Raw genomic sequence first — 14,867 nt, forward strand, 5'->3', positions numbered from 1 at the left:
CACCGAGGGCACTGGCGCTGCCATCGGTGGTGTTGTAGTCAACAGAAATGTCCGTTTGGCTAGGATTGCTCAGTTGCACCGTGAAGATGGCGCTGGTTGTCGTCGTCGCATCACCTTCGAGCACCGATGTTCCCAAGATGGCGATCGCTGCCTGATCATCATCGTCAGTAATGGTTCCGGTACCAACTTGCACGCCACCACTGAGTTCTGCACCGCCACTTGGATCAGCAAGCGTCACCGTAAAGGTTTCGTCTAGCTCATCGACGTCATCGCCATTGACGGTAACGGTGATCAAGGCCGTTGTCTCACCCGGCGCAAAGGTGAGCGTTCCGGTGAGAGGCGTATAGTCATCGGTGCCCGCGTTGACCTCGCCCCCAGCATTAGCCGTCCCATTGGCGGTGCTGTAGTCAACGGTCACTTCATTTTGACTAGGATTACTCAGTTGCACCGTGAAGATGGCGTTTACCGTATCACCGCTGTCTCCTTCATCCACGACCGCATTGGAAATGGCGATCGCGGGTGGCCCATCATTGTCCACAATTGTCCCAACGCCCACCAGATCGCCCGGGGTCGCATCTCCGGTGAGATTATTTAAGGTAACGGTGAAGGTTTCATCCTCTTCATTGGCACCATCGCCATTCACCGCGATCGTGATCAACCGCTCGGTCTCACCCGGTGCAAAGACAATCACTTCGTCGGTGACCGGCGTATAGTCGCCCTCACCGGTTGCCACATCACCCCCAGAACTAGCGGTGTCATCCGCCGTACTGTAGGTGACACTCACCTCACCCGGAGTAGGACTACTCAGGCTGACGGTAAAGACAGCGTTGCTGGTTTCGCCAAGATCACCTTCCAGCACCGAGGCATTGGAAATGGTGATGACGGCTGGATCATCATCATCAATAATCGTCCCGGTTGCTTGGGTATCTGGCTCAAGGTTGGCTCCGCCGCTAGCATTGCTGAGGATGACATCAAAGGTCTCATCCGCCTCGTCTACGTCATCGCCATTCACGGTGATCGTGATTAATTGCTGCACAGCACCGGGGGCAAAGGTGAGGACTCCATCCACCACCGGCACATAGTCATCCTCACCAAGCACCGGATTCCCACCAAAGCTGGCCGTACCGTTCGCAGTATTGTAGTTAACCGTTACCTCAGACTGGCTAGGCGTGGTCAGTCGCACGGTGAAAATAGCGTTGGTTATCTGGCCGCTGTCCCCTTCTAACGACGTTCGGCTGTCAATCGTGATCGTCGGCTGGGCGTCATCATCCCCAATCGTGCCGACTCCCGTATCGTTGCTTACCGTGGCGTTTCCTTGCAGATTGTCCAACACCACATTGAAGGTTTCACTGGGTTCGCTGACGCCATCCCCGTTCACGGTGACCGTGATCAATTGCAGCGTCTCGCCTGCCACAAAGGTCAACGAACCACTGGCCGCTTCGTAGTCATTGCCCCCAACGGCTGGATCACTGCCAGCAAGGGCACTGCCATCTGTTGTGTTGTAGTCAACGGTAATGTCCGTTTGACTCGGATTGCTCAGTTGCACCGTGAAGATGGCGTTGGTGGTGGTGAGATCATCGCCTTCGAGCACCGATGATCCCAAGATGGCGATCGCTGGCTGAGGATCATCATCAACAATTGTGCCAATGGCGCTCTCGCCCCCTCCTACCAAGTTGGCACCACCGCCGTTAGGATCAGAGAGGGTCACACTGAAGGTTTCATCGCCTTCATTGGCACCATCGCCGTTCACGGTGATCGTGATCAACTGCTCGATCTCACCCGCCGCGAAGGTCACAGTTCCGCCAAGCACAGGCAGATAATCATCCCCGCCCGCTGCCAAAGCTCCGCCGGTACTGGCGGTGATATTGGCGGTGGTGTAGTTAACCGTCACCGCCTCCGAACTGGGGTTGGTCAAGCTCACCGTGAATACGGCATTGGTGGTTTCATTGATAGCGCCTTCGGTGACACTGGTGCCCAGGATGGCGATCGCGGGTGGCCCATCATTATCGACAATGGTTCCCACACCTGTCCCATCTGCAATGCCGCCCCCCGCCGATGTGCTGGTGAGATTTACGTTGAAGGTTTCGGTACCTTCAGTCGCGCCGTCCCCATTCACCGCGATGGTGATCAACCGTTGGGTTTCGCCTGCGGTGAAGGTCAGAGCACCATCCACCACCGGCTCAAAGTCGCCCTCACCGGCCGCTATATTTCCCCCAGAGCTAGCCGTTCCGTCTGCGGTGCTGTAGGTCACCGTTACATCGTCCTGGCTAGGATTACTCAGGCTGACGGTAAAGATGGCGTTGCTGGTGTCACCAAGATTGCCCTCCAACACCGAAGCATTAGAAATGGCGATCGTTGGCGGATCATCATTGTCGATAATGGTGCCGGTGCCGGGATTATCGCCCAGGGTTGGGCCCCCAGTCGGCGGACTCAGCCGGACAGCAAAGGTTTCATCCTCTTCATTCACACCATCCCCATTCACAGTGATCGTGATGAACTGCTGAGTTTCACCGGCGGCAAAGGTCAGAACACCATCGACCACAGGCTGATAGTCATCAAGGCCCAGCGCGCCATTGCCACCGGCTAAGGCTGTCCCATCTTCTGTGGTGTAGGCTACCGTCACCTCAGCCTGATTTGGATTGCTGAGGCTAACGGTAAACACCGCCGTGCTGATGTCCCCCGTGTTGCCTTCCAGCACCGTGGCGTTGCTAATGTTCACCACCGGCACATTGTCATCATCCAAGATCGTGCCGATGCCCAACCCGTCATCTAGCGTCGCGTTGGTGGTGGGGTTGATCAACGTAATGCTGAAGGTTTCATCCAGTTCGTTGACATCATCGCCATTCACGGCGATCGTGATCAACTGTTGGGTTTCACCGGGCGCAAAGGTCAGCGTGTTGCCCACCACGGGCACATAGTCATCGCCACCGGCTGCCCCGTTGTCTCCGGTGCTGGTTGTGATATTTGCCGTGCTATAGTCAACGGTGACTTCCGTCTGGCTGGGATTGCTCAACTGGACAGTGAAGATGGCAGCGGTGGTGTCGCCACTATTTCCCTCGGTGACCGATGTATCTAAGATGGCGATCGCTGGCTGATCATCATCATCCAAAATAGTGACCGTGCCAGAACTAGCCGTTCCATCTAAGGTTGCTCCCCCTCCTCCAGTGACACCGTTCAAGACAACATTGAAGGTTTCTGCATCCGGCTCGTTCGTATCATCCCCATTCACCGTCACCGTGATCAACTGCTGGGTCTCACCCGGTGCAAAGACCAGTACCCCATCTACCCCATCAACGATAGGACTAAAATCTGCCGTCCCCGCATTCAACTCTCCGTCGGAACGGGCGGTACCATCGTTCGTGCTGTAGGTGACGGTCAGCTCCGTCTGACTGGGATTGCTCAGTTGCACTGTAAAAACGGCAGTGGCTGTCTCGCCGCTATCCCCTTCATTGACGGTGACAGCATTGTTGAGAAGGGCGATCGCTGGTGGCCCGTCGTTATTAACAATCGTGCCCGTGCCCACTCCGTCGGCCACCGTTGCGCCCGTAGGATCAGCGAGGTTGATCGTGAAGGCTTCATTCCCTTCATTCACGTCGTCCCCATTCACCGTAATGGTGATCAATTGCTGGGTTTCACCGGGGGCAAAGACTAAGGTTTCGTCGATGACCGGGACATAATCGCTGCCGCCCGCTGCAACAACACCGCTTGAACTGGCTGTGCCATCCCCGGTGCTGTAGGTGACGGTGACCTCAGATTGGCTGGGGTTGGTCAGTTGTACCGTGAAGACAGCATTGGTCGTTTCCCCACTATTGCCCTCCACCACCGATGTATCCAGGATGGCGATCGCTGGCTGAGCATCATCTTCAAGAAGGGTGCCGGTGACCTGTGGGGTGCTGAGGGTCGAACCGTTGCTGGGGTTGCTGAGATTGAGGACAAAGGTTTCATCGACCCCGTCTTCAAAGGTGTTGTCTCCGTTGACCGTCACCGTCAGGCGTTGGATCGTTGAGCCAGGCGCGAAGGTTAACAGGCCGGTTCTGGGCGTATAGTCCGCCGTCCCAGCCTCAATCTCACCACCGCTCTCCGCCGTCCCGTCTGCCGTTTCATAGGTAACCGTGACGGGCGCTTGGCTAGGGCGATCGAGGAGGAAGGTAAAAACGGCTCCAGGTGAATTACCCAAGGCACCTTCATTCACCGCCACATCCTCAACGGAAATGATGGGGGCCGGATCATCATTGAGGATCGTGCTTGTTCCCACAGAGCTGCCGCCTGTGAAGGTGGCATTGTCTGCACCTGGATCTAGCGATAGCTGTAGCGTTAGGGTTTCATTCGGTTCAAAAATCTCATCCGCCGCTGTGGGCACCACCACGGTAAGCTGCGTTTCCCCCGGTGCAAAGGTGAGGCTGCCTTGGGTAGCGGTATAGTCGTTATCGCCATCCGGCTCAGGCGTCAGGGGTTCAGCGATCGCTGTCCCATTTACCGTGGTGTAGTTGATGACAACGGGGGTGGTGCCCTCCCGCGATAGCTGCACGATAAAGGCGAGATCCGTACCCTCCGCTTGGCTATCGCCCAGCACCGTCACAATCGGCACACTGTCATTATCCCGAATCGTCACCACACCTTGAGTAATGCCATCATTCAGGTTGACGCTGCCAGGCACTGGCGTACCTGTGAGGTTCACGAAAAACTGCTCGTTGACCTCTTCCACCACATCATCCACAACGGTGATCGTCAGCAGTGTGGAGGTTGTGCCCGCCACAAACGATAGGGTGCCTACGCGTGGGTCATAGTCTCGGGTGCCATCAATCACAGCCCCTGTGCTGACAGCCGTATCATCAGCCGTCGTATAGGTCACCCGAGTGAGCTCATCACTGGCATTGCTGAGGGTCACCTCTAGCACCGCTGTTCCTGCATCTTCAAGAACCGTGAGGCTATTAATGCTCACCACCGGAGCCAGCTCATTGTCGGTAATGCTGACCGTACTGATGCGATCTGGGCCAAGCTCTACCCCATCTCCGCTAGGATTACCCGTGACGCTAAAAATCTCTAGGGAAAAGGTTTCGGGGACGCCATTTTTCTCATAGATATCGTCATCAAGGATGGTAATTTCAATGACTTTTTGGGTTTCTTGTTCCAGAAACACAAGAGAGGGTGTGTCGGGGAAGAAATAGTCTTCTCCATCGGTGGCGGTACCGTTGTTGAGGGTATAGTTCACCGTAATCTGCCCCGCAGCCGGGCCGCTTAAGCCGACGGTGAAGCGCGCCACCGCACCCACTCCTTCCGTGACCTGCACCCCTGTATTGAGCAGATTGACCACCGGTGCCGGATCATTATCCGTAATATTGCCAAAACCATTCAGGATGGAATTGGTCGAGTCAGCCCCAGAGACAATTGAGAGATCAACGGAAAAAGTTTCGCTTTCAAAGGGATCACCATCACGTGCCTCGTCAAGATCATCATCAATGATCGGAACGGTGATAAAGGCTTGGGTGCCTCCCGATGGAATGGTGAGCCGCCCCGACACAGCCGTATAGTCTTCCCCAGCGGTTGTACTGAAATCACTGGTATTAAAGTCCAGCACCACTGGATCTGTAGCTGGCTCTGACAAGGTCACGGTGAAGACAGCATCGCCCACATCTTCTTCCAAGGTGAGATCGGAGATGCTGACAGTTGGTATAAAGCAGTGGGGATAGGTCTGTTGGGTGGCAGGATTCACCACAACGGGCGTATGTACTTTTCCCAGGGTGACATCTAGATCCCAGGTGCCGCCTAGGGATGGATGACCAATCGGGGTCGTAGAGGCGGCGATATTTGCCCCCGTTAGAACCTGCAGTTGCCGGATAAACCCGTACCCCGTCACGCCGTCAGCCACCTGGCAGCCGTAGATCAAGATATCGGCCTGGGGCGCTAGGGCCGTAGACCAACGCTGCAGCGATCGCCCGTAGCGACCTAGGGTGCTGGTGGTGAGGAGACTATGGCCCAGATGCAGTTGGCCGCGATCGCCATGGGTGATCAGGTGAAGAGCTTGGATCTGCTGATTGTAGTGCTGCAACAGCTCCGTGATCTGCTCAATCCCGTCCTGCTGCGGATGGAGCACATACACCACCACGCCAGGCCGCAGGCCGTCGATCAACTGCCCATAGTCTTGTACGGATGGATCAATGACGAGCAACTCCAACCGATCAGAGGCGATCGCTGATGTAGGTAGACCAGAAGCGATCGCACCGGACTGCGTCAAATCATCCCGAAAGTTAGTCATGGCGGCACCAAATACTACGTTGACCTACCCCTAGGGCATACAGATTACAGGCAAACAGCAAGCATCAAACCAAGCATTCCTAATCCTACAGATGCAACTAGCATCCGAGGTTTCTACAGGGCGAACTACAGCCTAAGTGAACCACAGCCTAAGAGTATGGCTCAAATAGTCCTGACCTGCACGTCATGGACTTGTAAAAGAAACAACAACGGGAAACGCGTTCTCTACACCCCAAAACCTATCAACCAGACCCATGCGAGCGATCGCCCATGTGTCTGGCCCTGTTGGACTCTGAGCAACCCCCTCAAATGCACCTGAGGCTATCCGCAGCCGATCTATGTCTGCCACACCTTCTAGCGACCATCACGAATGCCGGACTGACTTAATAGAACACGAAACAGCAACAAGCGACAACATGTCCCCCTAGGCTGGTTAGCCTAAGAGAGTGGGCGGCGATGGATGGGTTGACCTAGACCATGGATTGCCTAGGAAGCACAGTCAAGTTAGGGAACTGATGTGTACTCATCTACTCCATCAGAGCTGTCCCTGTTGTTCATTCATCCTCATGTTGATGACCGTATTCACCGATCCAGTTGTGACTCAAATCTTTTAAGACCAAGCTTATCAGCGCCTCATAGCTTGAACGCTGGGGCATGACATGCTGCCGGACTCACCCGTGATGGCGCTGATCTTCAGCCGTCTTGCTGCTGTCAAAAACAGAACAGTATTAGTCTGCCCTATTTTTTCTGAAAGACGACATCGGTCGGAAACTTTTACGGGGACTTGGGCGGAATTTGGCGAATTTCATCGAGCTTAGCCCGCACGGTTTGAATGTCTTGCCACATCAGCCACTTAGGACTGCCCTTATCACGGGAGGCGTTGCGCAGCAGGTAGGCAGGATGGAAGATGGGCATACAGAGACGATTTTCCCACTCCAGCCACTGCCCACGAATTTTGGTGATGCCGCGCTTATCGCCAATCAAGCCCCGCACGGACGACGCGCCGGTGAGCAAAATGATCTTGGGATCCACTAGGCGAATTTGCTCTAGCAAGTAGGGACGGCAGGCATCCATCTCCGTAGCGGTGGGAGTGCGGTTGCCCGGTGGCCGGCATTTGACAATGTTGGAAATGTAGACGTCTTGCTGACTGTCGATATTCACCGCGGCCAGAATTTTTTCCAGCAACTGCCCCGATCGCCCCACAAATGGCTGCCCAGCTTCGTCTTCATGCTGCCCTGGCCCCTCACCCACGATCATAATCGGGGCCTTAGGATTGCCCCGCCCCACTACGGCATGGATGCGAGTTCCCCCCAGTTCGCAGCGCTGACACTGGCGACAATGGTGCCCCAAGGTCTCCAGATCGGTATAGGTGCCGGGAGGAATGGGCAGTTTGGCGCTGGTGGGAATGCGATCTACGTCCACGGAGGGCGGCGGCGCTGGGGTGGAGAGGAGATCGAAGAGTGGGATTTGTTCAGGGTCAGACATGGTTTGGGTAGAGCCGCATGATACCTACAGGATGGAAAACGAAGGACGCCGATCGCCTTGGTTAACCTATCTTATAGATTTTAAGGCGATTCGCGAAAAAGCTCGGAACAACGGCCAACATCCCAGGGGCGATCGCTCCCTCTTCTCCCCTAGTTGCTGCCCATGTGCTTAAAGGGCAACTCTTGGTTAATGCCATCAATTTCCTGCTGTTCTAGCTCATTGGCTTGGCGCATATAGGCGCTGAGAATCGGCAGGAGGCGATCGCTGTAGATGCGGTGTAGGGAATAGTTGGGCGTGGCCGGAAAGCCCCGCCGCTTTTTGTGTCGGCCACCTGCGCCTGGATCAAAGGTTTGGACACCTTGAGCGATCGCCCATTCAATCGGAGCATAGTAGCAAGCATTGAAGTGCAGGCAGTCAAACTCCTGAAACGAGCCCCAGTAGCGACCGTAAAGCTGATCGCCCTTGTTGAGGCAAAAGGACATCCCCGTGGGTTTGCGGGGATCTTGGTCATCGAAGGCGGCTACCAACACCACTCGATGGCGGTAGTCGTGGTGGAGTTGCTCAAAAAACTGTCGCGTTAGGTACTTACTGCCCCACCAACCAAACTTATCGCAGGTATCGGCGTAGAAGTCATACATCAGCGAGAGCAGCGGTTTGGTGATCTGCTCTCCCGTGAGGATCTGCATCGATAGCCCAGCTTTCTCGATGGCTTTGCGTTCCCGCTTAATGTTGCGCCGCTGATTGGCATTGAAGGAGGTCAAGTAATCGTCGAAGTTGCTGTAGCCCTGATTGCTCCAAACATAGTTGTGGTGCAGCCAAGCACTGAAGCCTCGCTGCTCCATCATCTGCCGCCACTGGGGATCGACGTAGAGAAAATGGCAGGCAGAAATATGGTTGCGATCGCAAAAATCATCAATGGCATGAACCATCAGGTCGGTGAGCACCGCCTCATCTTCCCCTGGCGCGATTAAAAATCGATAGCCCTCGGCCGGCGTAAAGGGCGACATGCCCAAGAGTTTGGGATAGTACTGCACCCCCATGCGTTGGGCCAGGTCTGCCCACTGCTGGTCGAACACAAACTCTCCGTAGCTATGCCCCTTCAGGTAGAGCGGTGCGGCGGCCACCAGCGATCGCCCGCGCCACACGGTCAAATGCTGGGGCAGCCAGCCAGTATTGGGCACAACGCTGTGGGAGGTTTCCATGGCGTTTAGCCAATGCCACTCCAGAAACGGCGTTTTCAGCGGCAGGGCTAGGGCGTCCCATTCCCCTTGGGGAAGTTCCGCCATGTTTGCGATCCAAGCAATGGAATAGGGAGAGGTTAGGGGATCCACCATGAAAGTCTGCAGAAAAATCGCTAGGGTGGACATGGATTGAGCGGCGGACACTAGGCAGCACAGCTACAGATGCATCCCGACCATCACCGCTCGCTTGCTAGACAAACCTGCCGTAGACAAGCGCTATTGACGATTATCCACAATCTTTTATGTTGTAGCCACGAAAAATACTTTCAATGTAGTTCTTGATGGTCATGAGATGCACAAGGAAGGGCGATCGCTGCCGCCGTTGACGCACCTCGGGTTCCCATCCTCAACGACACGCTTTAGACTTAAAGATTGGTAATCAATAAAAACGAGTTATGACCCATCCCCATACACCCACTACCCACCCCACAGCGGCAGACTTGGCCAAGCTTGATGACAAACTCTCCAAACGCTTCATCGAGCTGGATCCAGAGGGATATTTTATTATTTACGTTGATCGGGAAGCCGGACTGATCTGCGCCGATCACTACACCAATGCCATCAACGAAAAAGGTCTAGCCGTCGATCCAGAGACCGGCGAACCCCTTTGCGCCCGAGGTGGCAATGCCAAGCGGCTGCCCACCCAAACCTACAAAGGTCGCACCGCTAAAGAACTGGGCATGGCCATTACGGAAGCAGCCAACCCTTGCCCCCTCAGCAGATTCGACCATGCTCTGTATCTGGGGCGGGAATTTGTGCGCGCAGAGACGGCCTTAATCAGCGGCCATGACTACGTTCAAGACTAGGACGACTTCGGAGATGATGTAGTGGTCTAACGAAAAGAATTTAAGCTATAACTGACGCCTACCCTGTCTCTTTAACAATGAGTAGACAATATGGCTTCAGCAGAACCATCGAGCCGCCCCCTAAGTCCGACTGGATGTTTACAGCCTGTTTGGGAACGATTAGCTCCCCTTCCACATCCGGTATATTTCGTCACAAAAGACCCGAAATGGCAGGATATTGTTGATAATCCTAATTTTTTAGATTATCCAAACCAATTTCCCTTGGAATCACTCTACGAACGCGGTGTCAATACAAGCGATATTTGGACAGCCCAAGCCTATATTGACCTGAAGCAATGTGGTTTAGATGTTCATCTAGTTCCTGAGATTATTCCAGGACAAATTTGCTTCATACCTTACTATTACTTGAAAGCACGCGATTGGTTGCATAAAAGCTTTGTAGTAGCGTTATATCACGATTGTCCACGCCCTATGATGTGCAATCAGCGCTTTGTTATCAATCATTCCCAAATTCAATCTCAGAGGCTGGATCACTTCATTTCCCATCGTCCCCAACCTAATATGAAACCAAGGAATCCATCTAGAGGGGCTACGATTGAAAATCTGGTGTTTAAGGGGGAGGCGTACAATCTATTTCCACCCTTTAGAACCCCTGAGTTTTTAGCCCAGCTAGATGCAATGGACATTCGCCTAGTTATGAACACAGAGTTTACGGGAAATGTCTTTGAAGGCTGGGCGAACTATCGGGATGCTGATGTGGTGATGGCGATCCGAAACACAACCCATTTTGATACATCTTTAAAACCCGCTCTGAAGCTGATTAATGCTTGGACGGCGGGGGTTCCAGCCTTGCTGAGCCCTGAACCTTCCTATCAACGACTTCGTCAATCTAGTTTGGATTACATTGAAGTCTGCACCCCAGAAGATGCGATCGCCGCACTGCACCACTTAAAGCAGAATCCTGATCTCTATCTAGCCATGATTGAAAATGGGTTGCGTCGGTCGCAAGAGTTCACTCCGGCTCAAACTGCAATGCAATGGCATCAGCTATTGTCTGGCCCAATTGCGGCCGGATATGCACAGTGGCTACGACAGTCCCCGCTGCAGAAAAAATTAGTTCGACCGATGCAATATTTTGGGCAGTTTTTACTTCAGAAACGAGAAATTAAGCGGTATTTGCATGGCATCAATCACGGTCCGCGAATTTTGACTGAGCGAAGCCCATCCTATCAGCTACAGTTGCCGACACTGGAGGATGCGAAACAGCTTTGGGGATGATACCCAGTGCCGGTCTAACGAACGTAGATGTAGTAGGTGACCATTGGGATCACGGTGGCGGCAATCAAGAAGCCGACAATGATCACCGTGGAGCTATTTTGATCCGTTTCCTCGGCCTTGGCGTAGGTGCCTTCGGTTTGGATAGTGACTTCAACCACTGGCGGCCCGGGATCGGGTTGCCCCGTCAGTACGGCTAGGAGGCGATCGCCTGCGTCTAGAAAGGCTTGGTTGTATTTGTTGCCATCGCGAATGGGCACTTGCAGCGTTTCTTGCGCAACGCTCTCAGCAATCTCTGCGGTTAGCCGATCGCTCACCGACGCATCGGCATGGATGGCGGTGGTGTTAGTGACATTATCCAGCACTAGGACAACTTGGTTGGCTTGGGAGTCTGTCGTGGGAAACCAGGTTTCAAACAACTGATCGGCAAAACTTTGGGCCGTTTCACCATAGTCTAAACGGTGAAAGGTGACGAAGCGAACCTCAACGCCAGTCTCTTCAGCGATCGCTGCCAGTTGGCGATCGAGCTTGCCTTGGTTTAAGCGACTGATGATATCAGCCTCATCAATCACCCAGGTGGGATCCCCCGCAGCAACGGATGGCATACTGTAGACCCCGGTGGCATGGGCTGGCAATGCTCCTACCTGGAGCATGAAAAAAACGCTCACCAAGGCAATCAAAACGCTTTTGCACAAAGCTGTCCAGACCGAAGCGGTATTAGCAGATTTCACCATACGTCTATGTCGTGTTGACCTCTCCAGACCATACTATCAGCTCTGCCGACGCGAGACATTAAGTTACGCAAGTGTGGGGATCACGCTAAGCAATGGGGCGCAACCGCTCGGACAGTCTCACCAAAAATCAATATAATGAAACATAACGTTACAAGACAGTCCGTAAACCTACGCGTTGTCTTGTGACACCCCCTGAATAGTCACGTGCCCTCACGGACGAAGTCAGACCTCATGAAGGACTACGTTAGACATAACCCACCGGATCAAGGATTGCGGCTGGGGAAAGAGAACAATAGAGCGCCATGGTTTTAGCAGGTCTTTCCCGACGGACAACCCTAGGTCAGGTTACCAAAGTGTCACCTACCTCTCCCTCAATAGACGTGTTTTCGCAGACCATAGGCCTATCTGAAGTTCTCTCGATATGCAAGCGTTATCCAAGTGAACATGGATGACAACAGGGGGCTTGACTCGTTTCGGTACACCGCACTTACACTGCGTCGTTGGGTCAAGGAGGACAGCAAACCTTCACTCCGGATCCATCCCTCGCACCGTGTAAGTCATACAGATGTAAGCTGCCGTTTATCAACGGTGGCCATGCTCAAGGAGTTCCTATGGAATCTAGCCGCCGTCAATCCTACGTCCTGTGGATGCGCCCCAGCCGGCTCAATCGATTTGGTGATGGAGTAGTTCAGCAATCCAACACATTGCTCACCCTATCCGCCAAGCTGAGAACCAACAGCTCTGAGGCGATCGCTCCTCTCCCCGTCTCAACGGTGGCAAAACCCAAGCGATCGCTGCCGCACCTGGAGCTGCTGCCTGCCTAAGCTGTTGGATACTGACGTCATCATCTTGAAACTTATCTCCCTCAGCCGCGGTCTCTAATTGTCTTGCGGCTTTTTTGTACCTTTTTTGTATCTATTAATGCTGTTTTTTTCTGACATGACTGATTAGCCCAACATAGATGCTTCTGGGGAGAACTCTGAGATATCTTCTGTCGTCTGTTGAGATATCTGCCCAAGGAGTAGCCACCATGCTCGGTTTATCTCATTCATACCTCTTGCACCGATCCACTACTTTCGCATGAACCCAGACCCTCGCCTGCCAGCTTTCCTCAGGACGTAGGAGCCAGGATGAGAGGGCTGTTTGCCTATGTGCAGGCGATCGATTCTGTCACAGGGGTCTCATCAAAAACTCAGGTTGCCGTGCCACGATGGACGTACAAGCAGCACCGTTCAGCGCCATGCAGCATAGATGAGACCTCATACCCATGGGTAGGCTAACAGCAGGATGTTGGGGATCACAGCATCCCCGTAATCTGAGGAATAAAAGGTGTATCCCTTCATAGTCCTCCCTGCCATGCTCTGACATTTATACCCGACATATCCGATTCCTAGTCCCCTGTTCACCATCGTCAATGCAACAGTTCGTACTGGGCTATTGATGATTCTACCTACAGGCTAGCGGGGGAATGCCCTCCGTATATATGCTGAAGAAAGTTGGGAATTTCCAGCGATGCAGCACAAGAATTGGTGATATTCGGCACGCCAGCACTGTCTAGAACCCTGTAGGATCCGGAAAGCTGGTGGTCTAACCCTAACAAGCCTTTGGTCATTGGCCTGATTCACATCTGTACCACAGCGTAGTATTCTCCCAACTTGGCATGATTTCTTTACCTTTGTCTCAGCGTCGCCGTCTATCCAAGCCTAGCTCTACCTCTCATCTAGACCATGCACCAGAGAGCGATCGCGCCATTGTGGCTCGGCAGATCAACATGGTGTTTGGGGAAGGAGCCCAGCAGTTTCAAGCCCTCTACAATATTGACCTAGAGGTGGCGCGGGGCGATATCCAGCTTTTGATGGGCCCATCCGGGTCAGGCAAAACCACGCTGCTCTCCATCCTAGGCGGAATTTTACACCCCACATCCGGAGAGGTGCAACTCCTAGGGCAAACCATTACCAATCTCTCTCGGAAACAGCTATCTGCCTTCCGCCTCCACTCCATCGGCTTCATCTTTCAGGGGTTCAACCTCTTCCCCGCCCTGACGGCCGCCGAAAATATTGAACTGGCCTTGAAGCTCAAAGGCGTGCAAAAACGTCCAGCTCATTGGGAAGCCATGATGCTCCTAGACCAAGTGGGCTTGGGCGATCGCGCCCATCACTTGCCCAAGGATCTCTCCGGTGGACAGAAGCAACGGGTGGCGATCGCTCGGGCCTTGGCCGGCAACCCAGCGTTGATTATGGCGGATGAGCCCACGGCTGCCCTCGATTCCCACAGCGGTCATGCCGTGATCAACCTGCTGCGCACCCTAGCCAAAGACAAGGGCTGCACGGTGCTGATGGTCACCCATGATCCCCGGATCATCGATATTGCTGATCAGGTCACCTATCTAGAAGATGGGCGGCTACAGGCTCACCCCACCTTGGCGTAGAATCGTCCAGCCGCTGCCCGTCCACTGCGCTACTGTGGAGGGCAAGCCTGCCGGCTGTGTCGATGTCCCTAGCTCTTGGTTGAGGGTGGCGATCGCCTCTGGATGCAGCGTCAAAACCGTGGGGAAGCTAGCTGCAATCTCCTCTAGGCTTTGCAGGGCTGGCTCACCGGAGCGGTTGGCGCTGGTGGTGGCTAAGGGGCCGGTCTGGGCCAGAATGTGGCGGGCGATCGCACAGTTGGGTACCCGGATGCCAATGCTGGTGGGGTTGGTGGGGTTCATCGCTGTCGGTACGCGATCGCTAGCGGGCAAGACTAGGGTCAATGCGCCCGGCCAATGCTGCTGGGCCACTTCCTGCCAATAGAGCCAATCGGATTCGCTCCCGGTCACGTAGGGCCAAAGATCCAGGGCCTTGGCACCCATGAGAATCAACGGTTTGTCTTGGCTCCGCTGTTTGAGCGTAAACACCTGCTCTGCATGGGCCGGAGCGCTGGCCAAAGCGGGCACGGTATCGGTGGGGAAGGACACGAGCTGTCCTGCCCGTGCCCCCGAAACTAGCTCCGCAAAGGATACATGTGGCATGAGAAATGCTGTTAGGTGAAGGGTTAGCAGTTGAAAGAGAACGTAGGGCTGGATAGAGGCATGG

General features: G+C 54.2%; 9 protein-coding genes. 4 read left to right on the forward strand and 5 right to left on the reverse strand.

Annotation, left to right across the window (positions count from 1 at the left end):
• The 3 genes from JUJ53_RS08665 to JUJ53_RS08675 all read right to left on the reverse strand — a co-directional run.
• A partial coding sequence (locus tag JUJ53_RS08665; RefSeq protein WP_204151608.1) for a Calx-beta domain-containing protein occupies positions 1-6,256 on the reverse strand: 6,256 nt, incomplete at its 3' end.
• A 773-nt stretch (positions 6,257-7,029) separates the two neighbouring features.
• A complete protein-coding gene (locus JUJ53_RS08670) occupies positions 7,030-7,740 on the reverse strand; it encodes a uracil-DNA glycosylase (RefSeq protein WP_204151609.1) in 711 nt (236 codons plus the stop codon).
• A 149-nt stretch (positions 7,741-7,889) separates the two neighbouring features.
• Positions 7,890-9,074 carry a GNAT family N-acetyltransferase gene (locus JUJ53_RS08675; RefSeq protein ID WP_204151610.1) on the reverse strand — a complete coding sequence of 395 codons (1,185 nt, stop codon included), beginning with the start codon at positions 9,072-9,074 and terminating at the stop codon, positions 7,890-7,892.
• A gap of 302 nt (positions 9,075-9,376) precedes the next feature.
• Between JUJ53_RS08675 and JUJ53_RS08680 the strand changes: the two genes are divergently transcribed.
• Together JUJ53_RS08680 and JUJ53_RS08685 are read left to right on the forward strand one after the other, a co-directional pair.
• Positions 9,377-9,787, forward strand: coding sequence for a DUF4346 domain-containing protein (locus JUJ53_RS08680; protein WP_204151611.1), 411 nt, complete (start codon positions 9,377-9,379; stop codon positions 9,785-9,787).
• A 90-nt stretch (positions 9,788-9,877) separates the two neighbouring features.
• Positions 9,878-11,065 (forward strand): glycosyltransferase, encoded by a 1,188-nt coding sequence (locus tag JUJ53_RS08685; RefSeq protein ID WP_204151612.1) that lies wholly within the window; start codon positions 9,878-9,880, stop codon positions 11,063-11,065.
• A 14-nt stretch (positions 11,066-11,079) separates the two neighbouring features.
• Here the strand turns inward: JUJ53_RS08685 and JUJ53_RS08690 are convergent, their stop codons facing one another.
• The gene (locus tag JUJ53_RS08690) at positions 11,080-11,796 is read right to left on the reverse strand and encodes a TPM domain-containing protein (RefSeq protein WP_239124902.1); all 717 of its coding nucleotides are present in this window, start codon (positions 11,794-11,796) and stop codon (positions 11,080-11,082) included.
• A gap of 611 nt (positions 11,797-12,407) precedes the next feature.
• Here JUJ53_RS08690 and JUJ53_RS08695 point away from each other — a divergent pair.
• On the forward strand, positions 12,408-12,620 hold the full coding sequence (locus JUJ53_RS08695; RefSeq protein WP_204151613.1) for a hypothetical protein: 213 nt from the start codon (positions 12,408-12,410) through the stop codon (positions 12,618-12,620).
• A gap of 947 nt (positions 12,621-13,567) precedes the next feature.
• A complete protein-coding gene (locus JUJ53_RS08700; RefSeq protein WP_204151637.1) occupies positions 13,568-14,224 on the forward strand; it encodes an ABC transporter ATP-binding protein in 657 nt (218 codons plus the stop codon).
• Here JUJ53_RS08700 and JUJ53_RS08705 read toward each other — a convergent pair.
• On the reverse strand, positions 14,198-14,803 hold the full coding sequence (locus tag JUJ53_RS08705; RefSeq protein ID WP_204151614.1) for an L-threonylcarbamoyladenylate synthase: 606 nt from the start codon (positions 14,801-14,803) through the stop codon (positions 14,198-14,200). The two genes, JUJ53_RS08700 and JUJ53_RS08705, sit on opposite strands and share 27 nt — an antisense overlap.
• Positions 14,804-14,867 lie beyond the last annotated feature (64 nt).

Source organism: Leptolyngbya sp. CCY15150, assembly GCF_016888135.1.
Taxonomy (GTDB): Bacteria; Cyanobacteriota; Cyanobacteriia; order RECH01; family RECH01; genus RECH01.